Origin of the sequence: Paenibacillus sp. FSL R10-2734, from assembly GCF_037963865.1 — a bacterium.
In the GTDB taxonomy this organism is placed as follows: Bacteria; Bacillota; Bacilli; order Paenibacillales; family Paenibacillaceae; genus Paenibacillus_AQ.
In genome coordinates, this window is the sequence record NZ_CP150170.1 from 3,520,395 (window position 1) to 3,542,867 (window position 22,473).

The following is a 22,473-nucleotide window of genomic DNA, read 5'->3' on the forward strand; positions in this document are numbered from 1 at the left end:
TACTTTATGTCTTATATTTCTCGCATATACGCTTAGCGTCCTTATAAGGACACCGAAGGCGTTTATGCTTGTATACTTAATACCTGTAATCGCTTATTGGAGGAGTAGAATGGCAAAAGCAAAAGTGGCTAAGCGGCCCACAAGAGATGAATTTGTACTTGAGGAGCTAGGCAATCAGTTAGTTGAAGCCAAGCAAGAAAGTTCTGAGATTTTATTGACTGTATGGGGAAAAGAAGAACAGGTACGCGGAACAATTGTTGAAATGGACTCGCGGACTGGAAAAGTACACATCAGTAATAACCAAGGTATCGAAAAAGTTCCGTTTATGGATATTATGCAAGTTAATTATCCCAGAGATTAATGGGAACGCAGCAATAAGAGGTCCTGTGAGCCATGTTGGCTTTGGGGCCTCTTTGACCATAAAGTATCGACTAGATTAAAGAGAGGTAGATCAGATATGGCAGTAACCAAAACCAACGCGATGCGAATTCTGGATGCGAAAAAGATCGGATATGAAGTGTTTGTTTATGACAATGAGGATGGACAAATCCATGGTACGGCTGTAGCCGAGAAGATTGGGAAGGCGGCAGAGATGGTTTTTAAAACTTTGGTCGCTCATAGCGGAGCAAATCTTTATGTGTTTGTTATACCGGTTGCCGAAGAGCTCGATCTAAAAAAGGCGGCCAAGGCCGCCGGAGAGAAAAAGATTGAGATGCTGCCAGTAAAGGATTTGCAGAAGTGGACAGGTTATATCCGTGGTGGATGTTCTCCGGTCGGAATGAAAAAGCTATACCCAACGTTCATTGACATCAGCGCAGAAAGTCAGGAAACGATAGCCGTTAGTGCTGGAAAGATTGGCCAGCAAATGGACGTATCACCGCAGCTTCTTGCTGGGGTAATAAATGCAAAATTCACAGAACTAATTAAATAGATGAGCAGCAAGTAGACCTAAATACTCCTTCAAGGCAGAGCCTGTAGTGGAGATTGCTCCTGGCGAAGGAGTGAACTTCGAGGGTTGCAGTGAAAATTCAGCGCTGGCGATATAATCTGTAGGATAAGCTTGAGCTGTTAGCCCTGCATTCTTGAAGTGCTGCATCGAGCGGGGCATATGAAACCCTGATGTGACTAGTACAGGACGCTTAAGTCCCTTCTCTTGTAGGATTGCGGCGGTATTTACAGCATTCTGCTCCGTGTTAAGAGATTGATTGTCGGTCAGGATATCCTCTTCGGGGACACCGAGACCAAGTAGTTGTCTTTTGGCGATGTCGGCTTCGTTACCGCTGTCAGAGAATACTTGGCCACCAGAGAATAGGATAGGTAGACCACTTTGGCGATGAAGACGGACCGCGGTAATCAGACGATTCGCCGCTGAGCCATATAGATTACCCTCGCCATCAATATCTGGTGTGCCAGAGCTGGCGCCTCCACCAAGCACGACAATGACATCTCCCTGCAATGTATCCGGCTGTGGATATTTTCGTTCCAAACCTCCGATTAATGCATCGCTGACTAAAGGAGTCATGGAGAAATACATAAGCAGAGTAACGCCAAGCAGTACTAGAGCTGGACGACGATTCTTTTTCCATAACCAAATGACAAGACCGAGCAGAAGAATGATAAATAGACCTGGAGGAAGCACAAAGCTGTATACAAATTTGATGATGTAAATCAACAGTATCAACCGCCTTCGTAAAAAATGAGTTCAGGTTGTATTGTAACATGAGATTGGGTGTTCTTAGTTGCACTAAAGACCGAAACGGTCTTTTTTTTATTTGATGAGAAATCTAAACTACCCAACCTTTTTCGTTTTCGCTGCAGTATATATTTGAGTGCTACCCGATAAGAAGGAGCTTTTAGAACATGAATAAAGAAGATGCTGACCTTGTCATCAAGGATTACATCAAGCCGCTATATGGTTTTGCTTTGAACAAAACGGGAAAGATCGCCGAAGCCGAGGAGCTGGCGGGTAGAATTACGCTGGAAGTATATCAAGCGCTTCTCAAGAAGTCAGAGTTACTGGATCTGAACAGCTACGTCTTTAAGATTGCTCATTATGTGTGGGTGAGATTCGTAGGCGAGAAAGTGAAAGCTTCTAACCAAATGCGGATTGATGACAATGAGGTAATGTCCAAAGACGAGGGCTTCGAAGAGATCATCCGTCAAGAAACGGCTGGCGCATTGCGGCGGGAAATAGCTTTTTTATCTCACCAGCAACGGGGAATCGTAGTCAAGTACTATTACGATGGAATGAAAATTAGCGAAATCGCGACTGAGATGGGTCTTTCTATCGGCACAATTAAATGGCACTTATTCGAAGCAAAAAAGGAGCTGAAACACAAGATGAACACAATTCGATCGATGGGTAATCTCGGTATCAAACCGATTCGTATGACAGGTTTTGGGCATAACGGATCCCCAGGAAACAAAGGTGACACCGCTGACTTTTTAGCTACGGCGATCAAACAAAACATCGCTTTCTCAGCTTATCACAAGCCGCTCACGGTTAATGAAATTGCCGAAGAATTGGGCATTTCACCTGTATTTATCGAGGATGAAATCGAACTTCTGGAAGAATACGGTTTCATGGATAAATTACCGGGTAGAAAGTATCGTACCAATATGTATATTGAAGATCCGTCCCCTATGAAAAGCGAGGTATTGTACTCATTGTTCAAAGAATATGCGGAGATTGCGGTCGAACATTATTTCAAGACATTTTTCTCGATGGGTGAAGTGTTCCAAGAGACGGGTGTCTACATTCCAGACGGTGATGTCAATCTACTGATGTGGAGCCTCATTCCGTATGCTGGTAATCAATTGAGTTTCAAAGAACTCAATAGGGTTAGCCATGAAGAGGTTTCCGTCAGCCGCAAAGATGGAGGACATTACGCCGCTCATGCAACGATCCACAGAGAGTTTGACGTCAGTTTTGATTATAAACAATATTATTATAGTGGCGATATGAATCGGGATTCCGATGAGTTTGCATTAAAAGCAAGGCAGGTCGATACGTGGTGGTGTGGTAGACAGGACAGTTGGCGAGACAATCTAAGTTCGGATTTCATCAGCCTGATGCATGTGATCAATGGGAATTTACCGCAAAACGATGTGAACATTGACGCCTATCGCCGTCTTTTCGACAAACAATATTTGCTGCGAACTGAATCTGACCTTGAAGTTAACATTGTTTATTGCAAGGATAAGCAAACAGGAGAACGTCTGCATGCGGCGATTCCACAACCGTCCGAACGAATCAAAGAAGCTGCCAAGAAATTGGATCAAGCTGTTTATCAAGTGAAACTCGATGGACAACCAGATCATGCACATAAATATGTGCGTTACTGGTCACAGAATTGCATGGCGTCGGGAACCATACTTGCCTTTGTACTCAAACATTTAGTCGACAGCGGCATGTTAAAAGTGCCTGATCTGCATCGTAAAAATGGCATTTCCACAATCATGTTCATGAATCAAAGCTAGCTTCAATTTAACTATAAGAAAATGAAATATTTTGTTAAAGTTATCAGGAAATGAACGCTTAATAAAGGTGGAAGTAGACAAATGAAAGATTTTATTTTTATCATAGGTCCTAGTGGTGTTGGCAAGACAACATTAGCTAAACAAGTCTTTGAATATTACAAGAGTGTTTATATAGAACAAAGCATGATTCCTGAGTTTCTAACTCTTGATGGAAAGGCTGAGATTACTGGAGAGTTTGAAGAAGAAACCTGTTGGTCAAATACAGTTGTTCTTCTCAAAAATTTTAATAAGCTAGGGTATAAGAATGTTATTGGATTAGACTTTGACGATTTAAGAACAAGAGATATTCCAGAAGTCTTTAGAGGATATAACTATATAACTATTAAACTTATCTGTAGTAATTACGAGCAGAATTTAAATCAAATGGTTAATCGTGAGGCGGGAGGTCTGGTTGATACTGAATTACTTGAAAAAATGTATTTAAAAATTCCATCAAGAAAATTACTCATAAATGAATATGAAATTGATGTTAAAGATAAAACACCCAAACAAGTCTTGCAAGAGGCGGTCGAACTTATTGATAGTGGTACGACATTATTAGATTATGAGTATATTAAGCCTGAAAAGGAACAGTTTTATTCCTGGGTTTACAGTAATGGTTTGCGATAGTTGGAACCGTCATATATTAATTCTGTACAGGAATAAATAATAAAATGCAATTAACTGTATCTGGAATTAACTAATGTCCAGAATTGGCCTGACATTCTCGAGAGCATCCGATAAGAACGAAACATGGCTTTCACATGGAATATTGTAGTATAATCGTCCGAATAAGAGACCATTTTCATCTATTCACTAAGTTGCATGAAGCTCCTTAATCGCGACTACTTAGTCCGCCCAACGCCAACGTTACACTCTTATAGGAATAAAATAATATTGAAAATATGCTCATGGGGAATTATTTTCGAATAGCGAGGGGAACTTTATGGCTGTACTTTCGATTGATCATTTAATAAAGAGACAAGGAAATGCACTACTATTACCAGAGATCAACCTGCAGATCACGAGCGGTCAATGTGTCGTTATACAATGTAACAATGAACTAGGCCAACTACTAATCCAATTGCTTCTAGGCGATATTCCGGCATCTGGTGGCCATGTGTTAATCGAAGGCACAAATCTACCTCAGACCTTTAAGAAAAAGGCACACAAAATAGGCGTTTCTCTTCTGAATGATGGAATTTACGGGCGGCTTAAAGTAAAAGATTCGCTCACTTTTTATAAGAACATATACCAGGCAACCATCTCCATCGATGAGGTATTGCACAAAATCGGATTAACGGACAAAAAAAACAACAAAGTTTCTTCATTAACCTTCTCCGAGCAAAAACGATTACATCTAGGAAGAACGATTATACATAACCCTGTATTACTCATTTGGGAAGAACCCGAGCAGAACGTGGATATTGAAAGCCATATCATTATTCGAGCATTACTTTCTGAACTTCTGAACGAAGGAAAGGCCATTCTGATCACAACATCCTACCTTGCCGATGCCATTTCCATCACCAATGAGGTATACAGACTGAATGAGCATGAGTTTAAAAAATTAGATGTTATCGATGATTCGGGAACTGATGCTCAAACGGACGTTACTGCTCCCACTTCGAAACATCCATCACAAACTGCAATACTTCCACTCGCAACCATCGAAGTTCGACCTGTTCGGGTGGAGAAAATTCCCGCTAAGGTGGACGATAAGATCATCTTGTTCGATCCAACAGAAATCAATTTCATTGAAAGCAGTGATGGGACATCCTTACTTCATGTTAAGGGGGCCACTTTCCCTTGTGTGTTCACTTTAAGTGATCTTGAGATAAAGCTAACCCCGCTTGGTTTCTTTCGGTGTCATCGTTCCTATATTGTAAATCTACAAAAAGTGCGTGAAGTCATTTCATGGACACGTAATAGTTTTAGTCTCATATTGGATGATGACAAGAAAAGCTCCATTCCACTTTCCAAAGGAAAATATGATGAATTAAAGGGGACCTTGGGCATCTAAAGGTGCCTTTTTTTAATAGAACAGACACTCCATTCCTCCTCCAAAATGCAGCATTCGACCCCTCGTTTACTCTTTTTATCCTGTAAATGCTGCGCAGTTATGCGGTTTTCCTTACAATTGGTTTTGCATAGCAAGATCAACCGATAAAGGAGCTAACAGGATGGGACATGAGATTGTAATAAGGCAGTTGGTAAAATTTTTTGGAAAAAAGTCGGCTCTGAATGGCGTTGACTTCCATATTCAAAAAGGGGAGATTTTCGGATTGTTAGGACCTAGTGGTTCCGGTAAAACAACGATGGTGAAAATTCTGACCTCACAACTCCGGTATACATCAGGGTCCGTGCAAGTGTTCGGTAAAGATGTAAACAAGCTACGTGATTCATCGCAATTGAAACGGATAGGTATTCTTACTGACAACAGTAGTTTATACGATCGACTGACTGTGTATGAGAATCTGGAACTCTTTTGTAAGCTATATGATGTAGATGTAAAGCGCATTGATGAAGTGCTGGAGGAAGTTAAACTTATTCAAGACAAGAAAACCATAGTAAGAAAGCTCTCCAAAGGAATGAAGCAGAGAGTCACATTAATGAGGTCCTTATTGCATAAACCTGATCTTTTGTTTCTAGATGAACCTACTTCTGCATTAGACCCAACCAACAAGCAACAAATTCATGCAAGCCTGCGTAAGTTGAATGAGTCAGGTACAACCATTTTTTTAAGCACCCATGACATGCAAGAAGCAGAGGATCTCTGTCAGCGTCTCGCTTTCCTCGATAATGGGAGAATTGTAGAGCTCGACAATCCACACAATCTTCGAGTGAAATATGGGGATTCTGCAATTAACCTCGTACTAAGAAACGGTAGTCGTATTCAAATCGAACAAAATGAAGCTGGAGCACAATCGGTTGCCCAATATATAACCAAAGGGGAGTTGATATCCATTCACTCGAATGAACCAACTTTAGGAGAAATATTCATTCAACTCACTGGGAGGTCTTTGCAATGACATTTTCAATTCGAAGAGTATCTGCCATCGTTGTAAAAGATGTAAAGGATCTGCTGAAGAACTCTTATATTATTTTAATCACTATATTTTTGCCATTGGGATTGGCAGCTATGTTATCTCGTTCGGACTCGGACGACGCCAGTCTGCTAGGTACTCCGATTAATCTGGCACTTGTTATAACAGGTGCCTTTGTTCAAGCTACTATGATGGCGGAAGAAAAGGAGAAAAACACCTTACGCGCCTTATTGCTATCTCCAGCTACAAGAATGGAAATTATGTTAGGGAAGAGTTTCCTATCTTCTCTAATTACAATTTTGGTCGTTATTGGTTCGATCTTTTTAAGCAAAATGCAGGTACCTGGTTTTTTTTATTTCAGCATTATGATTCTGCTTTCCTTAATTATATTCATCTCATTTGGCACCATTATTGGACTTGTCTCTCGTACAGTTATGGAAACCTCCATTGTGGGTCTGCCTCTTCTCGTGATCTTTACCTACGGATCGTTAATAAGCACAATGCTGGATAACCCTGTCATCAAAACATTCATTAGCTATCTTCCTACCGAGAGCTTCTCAGCAGCACTCACCAGCCTGGAGCAAAATGGCGGTTTCTCAGAGATCAAATGGCATCTCCTTAATATGCTTCTCTGGGCGATTGGTTCTCTCGTCATCGCAGTCATCGTCTATGGCAAGCGGAGCTTTGATAAGTAATATAAAAAAATAGAATATGAGGTCATATAAATGAAATTTACCTTGAAAAGTTTTATTATTCAACTTGTAATAGCTGTGGTTATTGTCGTTGTTATCATAGCTTTAGCCAAATAATGACCTAGAATACTATAGTTAAACCGGCCGACCTTCTAACTTATTTGTTATGCTAAGAGGATGTCATTTGTTTCAACATTGATTTACATTAGCATATAAACACGAAGCCATTCCGATAAATGGAGTGGCTTCTTTAATAGAATTAGTTCAGGAAAAACAAGTGAAAGGAAAACTAGATTCAGTTGATCCTTATGTTCGCTATGATGATTATAAACTGAATTTTCATGTTGAAAATGAAAAAGGAGAGAAAGTAAAAGATTTAACTAGGGCACTTGATACTCCGCGCAAGGCCGTGGGAGAATACGGTCATTCTAATCGAAAGTATGGATTTGCTCCCCTGTCTCCTGATCATCAATATACACTAGTATTGGATTCTTTAGAAAAAACAGAGCCGTATGAGCTAGGCGTATCATTTGAGCCAAAACAGCTTGCCGAAAAACCTGTAAGAGTAGATGAGAATGGCAAAACGATTGAGATCATGTCAGTAACCTTTGACGAACCATTAAATGAAGCGTCTCCAAAGAATGAGAAGCACGCTACTATTTTACTAGAGGCTTATTTAAAGGATATATCATATATTAATCTAGCAGATACGATTTTAATGGATGATGACACAGATAACATTATTAATCGTTTTGGTTGGACTATAAAGGATGAAAAGGGCAAAATATACAATGTAACAGGTGGAGATTTTAAAATGATAGGAAAGGATGAACAAGGCAGAAACCATATCCGAATAAAATTGCAAAGTGATGAAATGAAAGAACTCCCTCAAAAGCTCAGTCTTACTTCAGAATTGGCAAAAAAGAGCTATGACCTGGATTGGAAAGTACCATTGCCAATGCCAAAAGAAGATAAATAAGAAGAAAATAGAAGCGAGAAAAGCAATAAAGGAAAGGGGGATAATGCTAAATAAGCATTTTGTAATGTCTTTATCGAGACTATTCAACTAACGGGAAACGATAGTGGAGTAGGTTGCAGCGATACAGTTCCTCTTGTTCATTGAAGTAAGGGGCAGGATCGTTGAGCATGTTGCCGAATCGTATAGATAGAAAAGAAATCGATATTTGGAGTGATTCTATATGCGATGAGAACAACAATCATCAGAAATAAGCACGCCATTAAGCTATCGGGGAACGTTAGCTCAATAAAAACAAGAAGACAGCCGATCTCAACGTGATCGGCTGCTTATGTTAATCAAACGGGCAGTTTAATGGGATTTCAAGGTCATTATGGAAGGTAAATATTTAGTGATAACTAATATAGTGATAAACCTTGTATGAGATGGAGATGCACTATGGTCGTCGAGACGTTCGTCACGCTGCTGTCGGTGGTGATGTTTTCGTATAATCCTTTTTTACCATGTTAGTTCATACCAAGTGTTGTATTGTTATGTTATGAATAGGAGGAGAGTTGAACACTGTTTTGTTAACGGAAAGCAATTAGTAAAATAATAAACAAAGGGTATCCAGCGAATGGCTACCTTTAAGAAAGGAAGTATCTGTGCAAATAGAATCGATTATTTATAGCAATAAGTTGTGGGAAATCGTTGCTGAGTATGCGCAGGAATGTTCTTGGAGAGCAGGAACCACTTTAGCGAAACAAATGAAAGAATGCCATTTTTCAGACTGGGAAAGAATTTTTGTGGCACTTGATGGTGATCACATTGCTGGTTATTGCGCTTTAGCAAAAACTGACTGCATACCTGATATTCCCTATACACCTTATATAGGATTTATTTTTGTGGGAGAGCAGTATAGAGGCAATCGATTAAGCGAAAAGTTGATTTTATCTGCCTCGGCATACGCGAAGGGACTGGGTTTTGATAAAGTATACCTTGTCAGTGACCATGTTAATTTGTACGAAAAATATGGCTTCGTGAAGATAGATGAGAAAGAAGCACCTTGGGGAGCAATGGAGACCATTTATATGCAACTGACGTAACGTGCTGCCATCAGCAAAGGATGGCAGCATGTTACAGACAGCGTATCAAACCGTATCAGAAAGTAAACCAGGGCATTAAGCTAACTGGCAGGATAGTTGAAACGTTCCTCGAATATTTTATCAGTTGGATAATCTAATGAAATTTGTTGAAATAAGGTTGTCTGAATGAAACGCAAATCTTATAGATAAGGGTGATTCATGTGAAGCAAGGACTCATTGTGTTTTTGAACGGAACGTCAAGTTCTGGAAAGACCTCCATATCGACTGAACTGATAAATCAGAAAGAGATTCCTTTTTATCATTTATCAATTGATGATTTTTTTAATAATTACAATGATTTTGTTAATAATAAATTTCCAGATGAACCTCCAAGAGGAATAGATCATCAAGTTGTCTCACAAATAGTTGATGATTCCATATTCTCAGTGTACCATTCGACAATTAAATTGTTATCAGAACTAGGTTTTAATGTAATAGTAGATACCATAATCACAAATGACAAGTCGTTTAATGATTTTTATGATTTACTTGTTGATTATCCTATATTGTTTGTAGGCGTACGATGCTCGAAAGAAGAACTCACAAGAAGAGAGCAGAGTAGGGGAGATCGATTAATTGGACTAGCACATTCCCAGTTCGACAGAGTATATTCCTATAATGAATATGATCTTGAAGTAAATACGGAAAAGTTGAGTCCAACCGAATGTGCCGATAAAATATTAAGTTTTATTAAGTCCGATCAGGGTTACTCTGCATTTAAGAAATTAAGTAAAAGAGAGATTAGTGTTTCATAGTAGGCAAATCCATCAGATAACAACATATTCAAGCATTGGGGCTATTGCCTCCTCGGTCTGCCCACAAGATTTCGGAATTAAGCTAACGAAGAACGATAGTTGAATAACACACAATGATGAGCAGGAGCTACGTAGTCTGTTCTTTTTTATTAAGCTAACAGGCAGGATAAGCGAATATCACCAATCCCTAGAGGATCTTTGCTTGAAACTAAGAATACATAACTTGCTATAACTAACCGTGTTGGGAGTTACTGAAAATGAGGATTGTTGTAACAGGCGGAGGTATGAATCCAAGTGAGACTCTTCAAGAGACTATGATTCGAGAAGTAGTTGAGGAAACAGGATTATCTGTTAAGGATTGTGAGTTTTACGCAGTATATAGCGGACCTAGGATGGAATACACCTACCCTGATGGAAACAAGGTTATTTTCGTTATGTTTCTCTTCAATGCTACGACTAATCACTATGAGCACTTATCAGAAGATGGGGATACGATAAAATTTCATGACGATCTAAGTGAATCGTTGAAATTACAGTTCTGGAATATAGAACACGTTAGTTATGTGGAGTAGTGACAGTCTAGGACTTTATTTCCATTGTCGATTCACCGAATGGGAGTAATGAAAGAAACTCCGAAAAACCATTATATTCAAGGGGTTTCGGAGTTCTTTTTTTAGAGTCAACCCTGCGCAGGGCTGGTCTTCATTTCATGGATTTTTTGGAGCGTATGAAGACACTTTGTTTTCTCGTCATCGCTCTCTGTGTGGAGATACCACTCTACAAGCCTGTACCCGAATATGAGAAGGATCATTTCGAAGACGCAATTATCGGCGATAGGGGATGCATCTGCATACTCCGAAAAACCTTTGTAATACGCAGGGACACATCGGTGGTAGTATTCGACCATGTGATCGATATCCGCTTCATCCGCGATCAAGCTTGCGAGATCCTCGCCCATGTAGCCCCAACCGCATGTATCCCAGTCAATGAGTGCGATTTTTCCGTCGGCATAGATCAGGTTGGTCACCCAGAAGTCCCGGTGGCATAGCACTAGGGGCAATTGCACGATGCGGGCGAGTATCTCATCTGCGTGCTCATCGATGTCGATGAGCAATTGCCGCATGTGTTGCGGGAATTCACAGTCCTCCGAGCGTATATAATTGTAGACGACTGGCCACGACCGGTAATGCAGATACGTATTCTTCATGAGATCCGCATGGCTCAGGTTTGTCAGGCTCTGCAGCACAGCGGGCTTCTCCGCATACAGCTTGCCTTGATAGCGTCCTAACTCCAGCGCCGCCTGTTCATACATGTCACCGGTTAAGTCTAAACCGGTTACGCCATCGATATATTCCAGCCACAGCCGGAATTCATTTTCTTCGGCATTCATCTCCGCATGGTAACATGTTGGCCAGCGGAAGGTATCCGAGAACGTCGTTCCCAAGTCAGACATATAGAGATCATATTCCCGGCGCCAGGAATCTGGATCGTTGTAACGTTCCCATTTCTTTTGAATTTTCAGCACGATACGGTACGGCATTTTTTCACCATCCGCGGTTTCGGCGATCCCGTTTACCAGGTGCACATTTCCCACAGTTCCACCCTGTAACGGCATGGTTTGGCAGTCAGCCGAGATAATATCCTTCTTGAACTGTCGGCTTAAGGCATAGATCAGCGTTTCAAATTTAATATTCATTTCTTCCATCCTCCGTTTTTCTTCGTTTGCTTGCTTGACATAGCTATCGTTTTGTTTCGAGCCCTCTTATCGATGAGGTAGCTTGTTTTATCTTGGACATACTTGTGCTCATGCTGCTGGGCAACATAATGCTCCCACCGTTCACGCGGCAACGAACCGTCGGCAAGCGCGGCGAGAACGGCACAGCCCGGCTCGTCCTGATGGCGGCAATCTGCAAACCGGCATTGCGGGAACCATTCCTCCACATCGGTAAAGCTTGCACGTATGCCTTCGCCGGCATCAAAAAGCCCGAGCTCACGCATTCCCGGCGTATCGATGACCATCGTACCGGAGGGGAGCATGAACAGTTGACGATGCGTTGTCGTATGCCGCCCCCGGCTATCAACCTCTCGGATCGCCTGAACCCTCATTACGTCCTGTTCTATCAATGCATTGAGCAGAGATGATTTACCGACGCCGGACATGCCGAGAAAGACGACTGTTTTACCAGGCATCAAGTAGGTAGCGAGTTGGTTCAGCCCCAGGCCGGTATGACTGCAGATCGCATGAACTGGCACATCAGGGATGCTTTGAGTAACTTCTGCGAGCGGGAGACTATAATCTTCAACGAGATCAGCCTTGGTCAGAATGACGACTGGCTGACTGCCGCTCTGTCTGACTTGTGTCAGGTACCGCATGAGGCGGGTAATGTTGAAATCCCAATTCAAAGAAGAAAGAATGAACACATAGTCAAAGTTGGTTGCAACGACCTGTTCCCGCACGGTTTTGGCGTAGCCTACGGCATGCCCTGAGTAATCTGCGCGTGAGAACTTGGAACGGCGGGGCAGTACCGTAACGATGAACGAATCTCCGCTCTCGTTGTAGCGCAGCAAGACGAAATCCCCGACGCATGGAAAATCTACGCGTGTTTCCACGCTGTGATAGAATGCTCCTTTGAGCACCGCCGTTACTTCGTCGCGCTCGGTCATGACCGTGAAGCGCTCGCGCCGAAGCTCTGTCACCCTGCCGGGCAATAATCCGTCGGGAATTGCTTCTATTTCTGTATAGCCATAGGTTTTCAGATTTATCATAGTTTTTTTGTTAGCTCCTTTAATGTTGTTTTTGGACGCAAAAATGCCACGGACAAGCAGCCTCTAAAGAAGCTGCTGTCACGCGGCATCAGGACGCAAAAAAGACACGACCTTCATCGTATCTTGCAAACAGCAATATTCACGAAAGGTTACTTCGGATGGCATACCAAATAATAGGGGCGTTTCCCCGCTTTTTTCACGTATGCCTACTATTCAGTTTTAAGACCAAACCACCATATAAGTAGTTGCCATTAAAACACATCTCCCTTCGTGTCAGGAACTTGCTTATCGCTAAGCTTTCTATAAAATAACCTATTTTGGAAAAAAAATCAATGTCTTAAAGCGGAGAGTTTGTCGGCCTGCTCCATCGAGTCTGTCGTTGATAAAGAACTCGCGAGCATTAAAAGTCAACGTGAACGCTTCCTCAAGTTGTTGGAGGAAACGGCGATGGTATATCAAAGATCGACGTAATTGCAGAAATCGACAGAAACTCATTAAAAACTAATAATTCATCATTCAACTAACGGCAGGTTAAGTGAGAGTTATTTACAGATAGAATCTGTTAGTGTATTTTCTTTTTATGTTATATGAATTTATGATAGGATATGGATTATCTGAATTAGACGAGAATAGAATGAAATTTCATCAAATTATTGATACTTTATTATTGTGATTTATAAAGTAGTAACTCTAAGAAGGCGTTGACATCCTGTAACACCATTTTCCTGCTGAGTCGCATTCACTCCTTGATTTTGTCCGAAGCATTTCTAGGAAGAGCAATCAGGTAGACAATTCAGCATGGCGAAGTCCGACGGACCCTCGCGTCATGTCGTTAAACTCACGGGACACGATAGTTGAATAATACATATTGATAAGCAGGTTACCTTAATAAACTAAGTGATGGATAAAATATAAATATAAGTTCTCTCTCAAACTATTGGAAAATATTATGGTGCGAAGTCCTGATTCGGTTGTTTCAAGGGGAGGGAAGATACCGTGCTAAATACTCAGGATATTGCTATAGAAGCATTAACTTGTTATCTAATTACATGGGTAGATGGTGAACAAAAACAATTTGTTCCAACAGTCAATGATGCCGAGTGTGTATGCGAATTGATCGGAAAGCTTCATAAACATTCATCTTTTTGGGAAATTCCGTCATCATTTACTCGACCGTCATTTGATAATTCTAGAATTTCACAATCATTAGAAAAGCTAAAACTGCTTGCTAACGGTGGTGAGCTCAATAAAAATGATGTGGAAATTCTGCAATTGGCAGGAGAGTGTACAATTTTAATGATTAACGACATAGAAAGAACACCTGGCAATTGGGGGATAATTCACGCAGATTTGATTTCAAGTAATTTTGTGTTTCATGAACAACTGACTGGTATTGATAGTTGTCGTTTCAAACGACAAAGTAAAACCAGGAGACCAACTCCTTCTTGTATTTGATGTAATTCGAATCAAGGGACAAATCGTCAAAGGAAAGGGACTCGCCACGGTAAATAATGAATTGGTATGCGAATCTGAAATAATGTTTGCATTCAGTTCGATTTAGGTTTAAGCTAACGGGCATTTTTGCTTCAGAAGAATAGAGATCATGATAAGCTTAAAGTCGAAAAGAATCTATAAGCGCATAAAACAGAAGGAGAGTTACTTTGAAAAAAATTAGGGAAGCAACAAAAGAGGAAATGTTAGAAATTTATAAGATGGGCTATGATGTTTGGGGAGATAATTTGCTATATGAAGAATATATAACTATGTGCCAGGCTTCTAAAAAGTATAAAAAGGGAAAGTGGTACGTTCTTGAAGCAACAGATACAAAGGAACTATTAAGCTCCCTCATCGTATATGAACTAAATCTTTCTGATGACCAAATTGTAAAAGGCATTGGTTCAATTGCTACCCCTTTATATTTAAGAAAAAAAGGATATGCTTCTTTATTAGTCAAAGAAACGATAAATAAACTTGAACAGGAAGAAAAGTGTAACAACTTTTTCCTTTATAGTGATATTGGAATAGAATTTTACAAAGAATTAGGTTTTATTGTACTACCTAATGAGTTTCAAAAATATAAAGACAGTGTTTGTATGTATTACTCAAAAGAAAATGATATCGACTCCATAGGATTTGATATCCCCGATTACTTTTAAAGCACATCCTTATTGAAGGAATGGGAAACGATAGGCTAACCCAGGTGATTTGTTTAAGTTTCACCCTCGAATTTTCCTTCTAAGCAACGATTTTGTATGAGATTATAGTGGGTGAAAAAAAACGCTTGTCACCTTAAGCATGTGACCGGCGTTTTCGTATTAGCTTTTAGGCATTTTTCTCTCATCCATGTACAGCAGGTTCCAGCGGTGACCGTCCAGGTCGGCAAATCCTGCGCCGTACATCCAGCCGTCAATTTCACTCGGCTTGCCAAAGATGTTTCCTCCGGCAGACTCTGCTTTTTGAATAAAGGCATCTACTTCTTCTCTGCTTTCAGCGCCAATGGAGAATATTACTTCTGCGCTATGGGAAGTATCTGCGGTTTTAGAACCTGTGAATTTCTCAAACGCCGCATCCGGGAACAGCAGAATCGTTGTTTGGCCTATGTCAAGCTTGGCTCTCTCGTTACCAACGCTAACTGCATGGAATCCAATCTCATTGAAAAAGGCAGTTGACCTCTCAACATCTTTGACCGGCAGGTTAATCCAGATCTCCTGTGGCATGGCTAAAGCCTCCTGGAATATATTTCTAACAACTCCTACTACACTCTAATTCTGGCAGCAGAAGCGAATCTTACAAAAGAATCCGCAATGACATTTCTGTCATGCATTATGCGGTTTCCTTAGTAACTTCTCTTCTCTATATCGCAACTCACTCTTAATTGAAATACTCGATAGTTTTCTCAATAAATGCCTTGGCCGATTTTGTCAGAAAACGGTCGGACCTATGAATGATCTCAAAATGACGGTATGGCGGATCGTCTGTAATTCGGATGCAGTGTAGTGTTGGTTCATTCATCATTTGGATCAAACGATAAGGCAGCAATGTTCCTCCGATGTTGGCTTTAACCAAGCTAATAATGGAAGTAGCCGAACTGGTCTCCATGATCGTATTTAAACTGAATCCATATTTACGGCAATAGCCATCAACCAGTTCTCTGCCTGTAAATCCTTCGGGGAACATCACAGTTTGGATATTTCGCAGTTCCTGGATTCCAATCGTACTACGTTCAGCCCAATCATGATTCTCGGAAACGACGAGTACATATTCTTCACTGCACAAAGGAATGCGTATAAGCCGATCATCAGGAGCAGACGTGATCTCGATGCCGATGTCTACTTCATTATCCAGCACTTGATTCAAGACATAGATCGAAGAGATAACCTTCAGTTGTACCTTGGGGAATCGTTGATGAAAATTCACGAGCAATGGGGTGAGCCGATAGTCCAGATCGGAAGGGAGAACACCAATTACCAACCGACCTCGTTGATCATTGCGGAATTCAGTTAACGCATCCTGGGTATTCTGTAAATGCCGAATCATCTGTACACAGTGCTCCAGAAACAGATTTCCTGCCTGGGTCATCACAATCTTTTTGCCGACTCGGTCAAATAAGGGAACACCGAGTTCATCCTCCAACGCACGTATTTGTTGGCTTAACGTAGGTTGAGATATGCCGAGTTTCTCAGCTGCTCGTGTAAAATGAAGCTCTTCACACACCGCAATGAAGTTTTCCATCTGACGAATCTCCATATGAATTACCTCTAATCATTGGTTTTAGTAATCATTTTAATAGAAACTATAGTATTGTTCAATCATTCTAATGATTCTATACTTAATCGTGCACCACCCAACGATCTGTCGTTAACAAATAGGATGTTGGGTGAATGTAACGATACTACTACCATGAGGTGATTCATAATGAAACTTTTTTATATCGTCCTGGCGCTTATCCTGGCTTCACTGAATTTACGACCACCCATTACTTCCATTTCACCTCTAATGAGCACCGTGCAGAATGATCTGAGTATAAGCGGGATTACCGCCAGTCTGTTAACCACACTTCCGGTATTATGCATGGGCATATTTGCTCCGTTCTCCGTAAGATTAAGCAGAAAGTGGGGAAATGAGGGCGCAATTGCTCTGGCTTTAATCCTCATTGGGTTAGGTACGGGATTACGATGGTTTGTTGGTACAACTCCATTGATGATGTTCACTTCTTTTCTGTCCGGTGTAGGAATAGCATTGGCAGGGCCGCTATTATCCAGCTTCATTAAGCAGTACTTCCCTGACCGAGTGGCAGCTATGGTGGGTATCTACTCTACAGCGATGGTGATGGGGGCCAGCATTAGTGTGGGATTATCGGTTCCGCTTCAGCATACGCTGGGTGGTTCGTGGAGGGGCTCGTTGGCTGTATGGGCATTTCTCGCAGCCATTGCATTGCCGATCTGGTTGAGATTAGCCTGGTCTGCGCGCATAGATCGACAATCCGGTAAAATCTCGAGTGTACTTAATTCACCACTTCCGGTGAACAACAAGCGTGCCTGGATGTTGACATTATTCTTCGGGCTGATGGCAGCGATCTTCTACTCGTTGACCGCTTGGCTTGCGCCAGCAATCCAAAGCCAGGGGTATAGTCAAGAGACGGCCGGCAACATCCAAACCTTATTTACATTGATATCTCTGCCCTCTACGTTGTTCATTCCCATGCTTGTACACCGTTACCAAAGACGTGTATTCTGGCTTGTCGGGTGTGCGTTATTAGAGTTGACGGGTGTCCTGATGCTGAACATATCCGTTAGCCCCTGGCTCGCGGCGATTCCACTCGGAATTGGAGCAGGTGGACTGTTCCCGATTGCACTGATGTTGCCCATTGATGAAACAAGCAATGCTCAGGAAGCCAGTAGCTGGTCCGCAATGACCCAATCTGGTGGCTACATTCTCGGAGCGCTTGGGCCGCTAGCCATTGGCTGGCTCCATGATGCAACGGGCAGCTTCGTCCAAGCATTCTATGGTTTGGCTGTAATCATCGTGCTTCAGATTATCGTTCAATTGGCTATAGGCAACAAAAAAAAGTTCTCCAGCGAGTTAGGATAAGCCCCAGAGCTGAGATGATGTACTATTTTCATGATTAATTTTACAACCCTGAGGAAACTGAAATTATTCATTCAAAGTCCGGAAAGTTTAAACTTGAAATCCATCACTATAACCATGTAGAGGATATTAACAGATATAATTACACAAAAGGGATTGTTAAGGATAGTGAGAATAAAACCATCGACATAATATATAAAAACGGATTTTGTTGGGGGGATATAAGTAGAGGAGCTTCCTATATGGTAGCTCCTCTTTTCTAGTAAATTAAACGGGCAATATACTAAGGTAATATTGGATTATAGGTTAATTCTATAAAGATTATTTCTTTTATATATTAGACCAATAAAAGCCTGTAGCGATATTATGTTATTTATAATAATAATGCGGAGGAATGGTCTGATGTCTATTTATGATTTTCAAGCGAAGTCAATTAATGGTGAGCCTGTTGAATTGTCAATTTATCGTGGAAAAGTTCTACTTATTCTGAACACTGCCAGTAGATGCAGCTATTCTCGCCAATTACCTGATCTTCAAAGGCTTTACGAAATTCACCATGAGCAAGGGTTTGAAATACTAGGTTTTCCTTGTAACCAATTCAACGAGAAAGAGCCAGAGAGCAACTCGGAAGTACATGAATATTGTGAGAGCAACTTTGGAGTTAAGTTTCCTTTATTCGAGAAAGTTGAGGTTAGGGGACCGTCTGCTCATCCGTTATTTAAATATTTAACACAGCAAGCACCATTTCAAGGATTCGATACTGAGACATCAGGTGGTCAATGGATGCAGGATTTTCTGGAGGAAAAGTATCCGGACATATATGTCGGTGACGGGATCAAGTGGAATTTCTCAAAGTTTTTAATCGATCGAAACGGCCATATATATGGTAGATATGAAACTACGACTGAACCATTTGACATAGAGTTATTTATTGAATCACTTCTTTTAAAGTAAATGAATCCGATTAGTGATTAAGCTAACGGGCAGGTTTTGGGATTAGCAATCCATAAGAAACAACCCAAGTTGAATTCTGCTAAAATGTAGTTAATGTATAATGTAGATATCCTTCATGAACAAAGGAGAACTGAAAATGAGAAAACTCGTTCTATTTCTTCACGCATCGCTTGACGGTTTTGTAGAAGGGCCGAATGGTGAAATGGACATAGGCTGGGTTTCCTACGATGCTGATTTGGAGAATCATGCGAAAGAAATTCTGAGTACTTCCGACACTGTCATTTGGGGACGTGGGACTTATCAGATGATGCACAGTTACTGGCCATCTGTGCCTTCGAACCCATCAGCTTCGCAGCATGAACGGAATCATGCCGAGTGGATCGAAAAGACAGCCAAAATCGTTTTTTCCACGACGCTGGAGAAAGTCGAATGGAATAATTCCAGACTCGTGAAAGAAGATGTCGTGGAAGAGATCAATAACCTCAAACAGCAGCCAGGCAAGGATATGGTCATCCTCGGCAGTCCTAGGTTCGCACACCACCTTATGCAGCTTGATTTAATTGATGAGTATAAAATTACGGTTTCTCCCGTCCTGATCGGTAAGGGATTGCCGTTATTCCAAGGTCTCAAGGAGAAGATCAATCTTAAGCTAATAGAAAACAAGACCTTTGATTCTGGAGCCATAGGTCTCGTTTACCAGACGGTAAGATGACCTTGTCCCTTAAGGTGATTACGCTAACGGGACACTATAGTTGAACGGAACAAGGAACAATTTGCTTCGGCAGCTGTTCCTTGTTTTTATTAGCAAAAGGGCAGTTTAGCGTGGAACATTATTATGATAAGATCCTCCTATATATTAAGTCGAAGGGGATAATTGCATTGAATATTGTAAAAGAATTCATGGCGCATGGTCCTTATATTCGTTTTGAACTAGGACTCGAAAATTTGATGGATGAAGCGTATAGAAACGAAGGTCTTCGTCGTGCGAGTGCCATTTGGCGTTCCATATTCGATCCTGAAGATGATGTGATTTTTATGCATCGCACCAGCTATGGTACCAATGAAAAACGAGTCGGAAAAATACGATTAAAGCGTTTTTTCAAAACACAATTGAAACAAATGCTATTGAGCACTTTGCCGTATGAGTTAGATGAATCTGATGACGAACTTTACACGAAAGAATGGTCCGTTGAGATTAAAGCAAAAGAAATCCGAATATCGTACGTACTCGAATCCATTGAAAACGCCGATTTCATGCGTAAACCGAACTCCGACGGTCAAATTTACCTCTACAACAAAACAAAGGGTATTTTGTTTCACATGTATGACGATCGTGGCTGTGATGTTTTCAGTTCCGACAAAGGCAAACTTCTATCTCTCTACCACCAGCATAGAAAATGGATCTTGGACTATAACCGTTACCAAATTGACAACCTTATCGGAGAAGGACTCGCTGGCATCACTGAAACAGAGGAAGAACGAAAGAATCGATGGCAACTTGATGACAGTAAAGTTTCTCCTTCCGGAATCAATCTTAGATGTGTGAATACTTGTCTCATATCGCATTTTTTTGAGATTCCTTCAGTTAACGCCGATAAGTTTGAAAATGAAATTTCATTCACGTCGTTCGATATTCGACGAAACTCAATAGTGGGTAATCAAGTCTCGTTTATAGCTAGCAAGACGCAAGCCCTGGCGCTTATTGATTCTCAAACGCATCTCATGAGTATGTATGGCAAAAAATACGGGACCTATACCGGTTGGAGTTTTGAAAGAGTATAATTTAGGTCAACGTTATCGACTGCCTTTATTCAACTATGGGCAGTTTAGCGTAGTAAAGTTAGTGATAATTGACCATTGTGTCGGGAAGAGTTTGTTGTTAAATGGAAGTAGCCTTAGAGCCCTTCATTAATCTGTCGCCCCGCGCCCCGCAGAATTGGTTCAACTAACGCGTATGATATCTTCAAATTTGAAGGGGACATGAAATTGTAAAGAAAGATATTTCTTTCAATGCATGTGGCACCATACATTTACTCAGAGACTCAAGAAAAACTTGAGGAATGGGACAAAGAACTTTTTTAAACAGTTGTGATATTCATTAATTTGTTGTTAATCAGCCGGTAAGTAATTAGCTGCTGTTGTGTTGTTTTGAACGAAAGAGCGGGATAGTGGAATAGTTAGAGGGAATTAATAAACACACATTTTATATTACATATATATTTTTTATATGATAGACATTTGCATTTGATTAATCTGTACGAGGGAGAATAATTATGGGGTCCTCATGGTGGAAAAATTTATTTTATTTTGTTGTTTTCGTATTTGCGTTATTCATGACAATCAATGATTATCCCCCACTCCTGACAGTCGGGGTTGTTATCGTTGCAGCCTTATTAGCGTTTCTACTGTTCTTTTATTATCCATTGATATTTGAAAAGCGCATAGACCGCTTGGAGTCCTTTTTGCGCAAACAGAAAAAAACGCCTACGATTTATATTAACTATGTCTTAGCGAACAGGCTAGAGGGTGAAGCAAGATTGATTATAGATCAGCTTATGAGTAAATATAAGAAGGCAGAGACACAGGCACAGTTCAAAGCGGCTTTCGGTGTTTATCAGAAGGATATGGCTACTGTTCGGGAAGCTGTGCCTCATATGCGTAAATCCGATTATCGCACGTATTACGAAACGTTTTTGCTAATAGAAAACGGGGAGAGCGATCAAGCGAGAGAAACCCTTCGGTCAATCAAGAAACACTGGATGAGATTAACGCTGCTTGTGGAAATAGAAATTAATGCTGGCCGCTATGAAGCCGCCACTCAGTATGCTAGGGAAGCACTAAACTCTTCCAGAGGCGTCCACCGTTATGTGCTATATAGGAAATACGAAGAGGTATTGCCGCAAGCTGTTGAAGGCATAACATAAATTCACAAGTTTAGCCAGGTTGTTACCATGCATCAGATTCGCCATCAGATGGCCACGTGAATTGAACGGCGCGCAGTCGTCCTGCTTTTTGATTAAGGTAACGGGACACTTTAGTTCAAAAATGAGAGGGCTGCCGTGAGGTAGCCCTTTGTTCAACAAACAGGCAGGATAGTTGAAAAGAAAATGGTACAGTTTTCTTATGAAAATTTGAAAGTTTGGGGGTAATGTAATTATGCGTTTATCACTTTTAGGTATTTCAATATCACTTTTTGGAATAGCACTTATATTAACCTCAAGTGGTTCAGCAACTGCATTGGGACTTGGTGTTTCATTTTTAGGTTTGATAGTTTCATTAATTGCTTGTTTTAGAGGTGAACATAAAGCTTAGAAGACAAGTAACTCACGGGACACGATAGTTGAATAATACACATTGATGAGCAGGTGCTTCGGTATTCTGCTCTTTTTATTAAGCTAATGGGCAAGATAGCGCAACATTCACTTGCTATCTGCGTCCTAATTTATGGAATTAGATTCGGTTTTCAACTAACGGAGAACGTTAGACTAATTACCTTGGGAGCAGTTACCTCCACGGAAGCTGCTCCTTCTGTCGTTAAGCTTAAGGGCTAAT

Annotated in this window: 23 protein-coding genes and 1 pseudogene; 19 read left to right on the plus strand and 5 right to left on the minus strand. The window is 40.9% G+C overall.

The annotated features are described in order from the left end of the window. Window positions 1-109 precede the first annotated feature (109 nt). Together NSS67_RS15435 and ybaK are read left to right on the plus strand one after the other, a co-directional pair. Window positions 110-361, plus strand: coding sequence for a YolD-like family protein (locus tag NSS67_RS15435; RefSeq protein ID WP_283907861.1), 252 nt, complete (start codon window positions 110-112; stop codon window positions 359-361). 96 nt (window positions 362-457) lie between these two features. After that, a complete protein-coding gene (ybaK, locus tag NSS67_RS15440; RefSeq protein WP_339320340.1) occupies window positions 458-931 on the plus strand; it encodes a Cys-tRNA(Pro) deacylase in 474 nt (157 codons plus the stop codon). Here ybaK and NSS67_RS15445 read toward each other — a convergent pair. Next, window positions 920-1,672, minus strand: coding sequence for a YdcF family protein (locus tag NSS67_RS15445; RefSeq protein ID WP_339320341.1), 753 nt, complete (start codon window positions 1,670-1,672; stop codon window positions 920-922). The two genes, ybaK and NSS67_RS15445, sit on opposite strands and share 12 nt — an antisense overlap. Window positions 1,673-1,860: 188 nt before the next feature. Between NSS67_RS15445 and NSS67_RS15450 the strand changes: the two genes are divergently transcribed. The 9 genes from NSS67_RS15450 to NSS67_RS15490 all read left to right on the plus strand — a co-directional run bounded on the left by NSS67_RS15450 (window position 1,861) and on the right by NSS67_RS15490 (window position 10,685). Then, window positions 1,861-3,480 (plus strand): RNA polymerase sigma factor, encoded by a 1,620-nt coding sequence (locus tag NSS67_RS15450; RefSeq protein ID WP_339320342.1) that lies wholly within the window; start codon window positions 1,861-1,863, stop codon window positions 3,478-3,480. An 81-nt stretch (window positions 3,481-3,561) separates the two neighbouring features. Continuing rightward, window positions 3,562-4,149, plus strand: coding sequence for an AAA family ATPase (locus tag NSS67_RS15455; protein ID WP_339320343.1), 588 nt, complete (start codon window positions 3,562-3,564; stop codon window positions 4,147-4,149). 316 nt (window positions 4,150-4,465) lie between these two features. Next, window positions 4,466-5,542: a LytTR family transcriptional regulator DNA-binding domain-containing protein gene (locus NSS67_RS15460; RefSeq protein ID WP_339320344.1), complete on the plus strand. Its 1,077-nt coding sequence runs from the start codon at window positions 4,466-4,468 to the stop codon at window positions 5,540-5,542. Window positions 5,543-5,702: 160 nt separating this feature from the next. After that, a complete protein-coding gene (locus NSS67_RS15465; RefSeq protein WP_339320345.1) occupies window positions 5,703-6,551 on the plus strand; it encodes an ABC transporter ATP-binding protein in 849 nt (282 codons plus the stop codon). Next, entirely contained in the window at window positions 6,548-7,261 is a 714-nt protein-coding gene (locus tag NSS67_RS15470) for an ABC transporter permease (RefSeq protein WP_339320346.1), read from the plus strand. The genes NSS67_RS15465 and NSS67_RS15470 overlap by 4 nt, the downstream gene beginning before the upstream one ends. 238 nt (window positions 7,262-7,499) lie before the next feature. Beyond that, window positions 7,500-8,237, plus strand: a complete 738-nt coding sequence (locus NSS67_RS15475; protein ID WP_339320347.1) for a hypothetical protein — start codon at window positions 7,500-7,502, stop codon at window positions 8,235-8,237. A 641-nt stretch (window positions 8,238-8,878) separates the two neighbouring features. After that, window positions 8,879-9,319 (plus strand): GNAT family N-acetyltransferase, encoded by a 441-nt coding sequence (locus NSS67_RS15480; RefSeq protein ID WP_339320348.1) that lies wholly within the window; start codon window positions 8,879-8,881, stop codon window positions 9,317-9,319. A gap of 200 nt (window positions 9,320-9,519) precedes the next feature. Then, entirely contained in the window at window positions 9,520-10,113 is a 594-nt protein-coding gene (locus NSS67_RS15485) for an AAA family ATPase (protein ID WP_339320349.1), read from the plus strand. A gap of 257 nt (window positions 10,114-10,370) precedes the next feature. Further along, complete coding sequence (locus tag NSS67_RS15490; protein WP_339320350.1) at window positions 10,371-10,685, plus strand: NUDIX domain-containing protein; 315 nt, start codon at window positions 10,371-10,373, stop codon at window positions 10,683-10,685. Between the two features lie 107 nt (window positions 10,686-10,792). Here NSS67_RS15490 and NSS67_RS15495 read toward each other — a convergent pair whose 3' ends face one another. Then, window positions 10,793-11,809 carry an aminoglycoside phosphotransferase family protein gene (locus tag NSS67_RS15495; protein WP_339320351.1) on the minus strand — a complete coding sequence of 339 codons (1,017 nt, stop codon included), beginning with the start codon at window positions 11,807-11,809 and terminating at the stop codon, window positions 10,793-10,795. Further along, window positions 11,806-12,879, minus strand: coding sequence for a ribosome small subunit-dependent GTPase A (gene rsgA, locus NSS67_RS15500; RefSeq protein WP_339320352.1), 1,074 nt, complete (start codon window positions 12,877-12,879; stop codon window positions 11,806-11,808). The genes NSS67_RS15495 and rsgA overlap by 4 nt, the downstream gene beginning before the upstream one ends. A 1,389-nt stretch (window positions 12,880-14,268) precedes the next feature. Between rsgA and NSS67_RS15505 the strand changes: the two are divergent. Together NSS67_RS15505 and NSS67_RS15510 are read left to right on the plus strand one after the other, a co-directional pair. After that, window positions 14,269-14,440: pseudogene (locus tag NSS67_RS15505) on the plus strand (3-hydroxyacyl-[acyl-carrier-protein] dehydratase FabZ); the annotation flags it as partial. A 100-nt stretch (window positions 14,441-14,540) separates the two neighbouring features. After that, window positions 14,541-15,035 carry a GNAT family N-acetyltransferase gene (locus NSS67_RS15510; protein WP_339320353.1) on the plus strand — a complete coding sequence of 165 codons (495 nt, stop codon included), beginning with the start codon at window positions 14,541-14,543 and terminating at the stop codon, window positions 15,033-15,035. A gap of 159 nt (window positions 15,036-15,194) precedes the next feature. Here NSS67_RS15510 and NSS67_RS15515 read toward each other — a convergent pair whose 3' ends face one another. After that, window positions 15,195-15,596, minus strand: coding sequence for a VOC family protein (locus NSS67_RS15515; protein WP_339320354.1), 402 nt, complete (start codon window positions 15,594-15,596; stop codon window positions 15,195-15,197). A 154-nt stretch (window positions 15,597-15,750) separates the two neighbouring features. Beyond that, window positions 15,751-16,611: a LysR family transcriptional regulator gene (locus tag NSS67_RS15520; RefSeq protein WP_339320355.1), complete on the minus strand. Its 861-nt coding sequence runs from the start codon at window positions 16,609-16,611 to the stop codon at window positions 15,751-15,753. Between the two features lie 183 nt (window positions 16,612-16,794). On the opposite strand from NSS67_RS15520, the gene NSS67_RS15525 reads away from it, so the two are divergent. From NSS67_RS15525 to NSS67_RS15550, 6 genes are all read left to right on the plus strand, one after another. Next, window positions 16,795-17,970 carry an MFS transporter gene (locus NSS67_RS15525; protein ID WP_339320356.1) on the plus strand — a complete coding sequence of 392 codons (1,176 nt, stop codon included), beginning with the start codon at window positions 16,795-16,797 and terminating at the stop codon, window positions 17,968-17,970. Between the two features lie 399 nt (window positions 17,971-18,369). Next, window positions 18,370-18,921: a glutathione peroxidase gene (locus NSS67_RS15530; protein ID WP_339320357.1), complete on the plus strand. Its 552-nt coding sequence runs from the start codon at window positions 18,370-18,372 to the stop codon at window positions 18,919-18,921. Between the two features lie 136 nt (window positions 18,922-19,057). Further along, window positions 19,058-19,633, plus strand: a complete 576-nt coding sequence (locus NSS67_RS15535; RefSeq protein WP_339320358.1) for a dihydrofolate reductase family protein — start codon at window positions 19,058-19,060, stop codon at window positions 19,631-19,633. Between the two features lie 167 nt (window positions 19,634-19,800). Continuing rightward, window positions 19,801-20,703: a DUF3885 domain-containing protein gene (locus NSS67_RS15540; RefSeq protein ID WP_339320359.1), complete on the plus strand. Its 903-nt coding sequence runs from the start codon at window positions 19,801-19,803 to the stop codon at window positions 20,701-20,703. Between the two features lie 491 nt (window positions 20,704-21,194). Beyond that, window positions 21,195-21,845 (plus strand): hypothetical protein, encoded by a 651-nt coding sequence (locus NSS67_RS15545; RefSeq protein WP_339320360.1) that lies wholly within the window; start codon window positions 21,195-21,197, stop codon window positions 21,843-21,845. A gap of 232 nt (window positions 21,846-22,077) precedes the next feature. Next, window positions 22,078-22,233 carry a hypothetical protein gene (locus NSS67_RS15550; RefSeq protein ID WP_339320361.1) on the plus strand — a complete coding sequence of 52 codons (156 nt, stop codon included), beginning with the start codon at window positions 22,078-22,080 and terminating at the stop codon, window positions 22,231-22,233. Window positions 22,234-22,473 lie beyond the last annotated feature (240 nt).

Bases quoted from the DNA above. Each gene is read 5' to 3' on its own strand.
- NSS67_RS15435 (WP_283907861.1), top strand. From the start codon at position 110: ATGGCAAAAGCAAAAGTGGCTAAGCGGCCCACAAGAGATGAATTTGTA.
- ybaK (WP_339320340.1), top strand. From the start codon at position 458: ATGGCAGTAACCAAAACCAACGCGATGCGAATTCTGGATGCGAAAAAG.
- NSS67_RS15450 (WP_339320342.1), top strand. From the start codon at position 1,861: ATGAATAAAGAAGATGCTGACCTTGTCATCAAGGATTACATCAAGCCG.
- NSS67_RS15455 (WP_339320343.1), top strand. From the start codon at position 3,562: ATGAAAGATTTTATTTTTATCATAGGTCCTAGTGGTGTTGGCAAGACA.
- NSS67_RS15460 (WP_339320344.1), top strand. From the start codon at position 4,466: ATGGCTGTACTTTCGATTGATCATTTAATAAAGAGACAAGGAAATGCA.
- NSS67_RS15465 (WP_339320345.1), top strand. From the start codon at position 5,703: ATGGGACATGAGATTGTAATAAGGCAGTTGGTAAAATTTTTTGGAAAA.
- NSS67_RS15470 (WP_339320346.1), top strand. From the start codon at position 6,548: ATGACATTTTCAATTCGAAGAGTATCTGCCATCGTTGTAAAAGATGTA.
- NSS67_RS15490 (WP_339320350.1), top strand. From the start codon at position 10,371: ATGAGGATTGTTGTAACAGGCGGAGGTATGAATCCAAGTGAGACTCTT.
- NSS67_RS15495 (WP_339320351.1), bottom strand. From the start codon at position 11,809: ATGAATATTAAATTTGAAACGCTGATCTATGCCTTAAGCCGACAGTTC.
- rsgA (WP_339320352.1), bottom strand. From the start codon at position 12,879: ATGATAAATCTGAAAACCTATGGCTATACAGAAATAGAAGCAATTCCC.
- NSS67_RS15515 (WP_339320354.1), bottom strand. From the start codon at position 15,596: ATGCCACAGGAGATCTGGATTAACCTGCCGGTCAAAGATGTTGAGAGG.
- NSS67_RS15520 (WP_339320355.1), bottom strand. From the start codon at position 16,611: ATGGAAAACTTCATTGCGGTGTGTGAAGAGCTTCATTTTACACGAGCA.
- NSS67_RS15525 (WP_339320356.1), top strand. From the start codon at position 16,795: ATGAAACTTTTTTATATCGTCCTGGCGCTTATCCTGGCTTCACTGAAT.
- NSS67_RS15530 (WP_339320357.1), top strand. From the start codon at position 18,370: ATGTCTATTTATGATTTTCAAGCGAAGTCAATTAATGGTGAGCCTGTT.
- NSS67_RS15535 (WP_339320358.1), top strand. From the start codon at position 19,058: ATGAGAAAACTCGTTCTATTTCTTCACGCATCGCTTGACGGTTTTGTA.
- NSS67_RS15545 (WP_339320360.1), top strand. From the start codon at position 21,195: ATGGGGTCCTCATGGTGGAAAAATTTATTTTATTTTGTTGTTTTCGTA.
- NSS67_RS15550 (WP_339320361.1), top strand. From the start codon at position 22,078: ATGCGTTTATCACTTTTAGGTATTTCAATATCACTTTTTGGAATAGCA.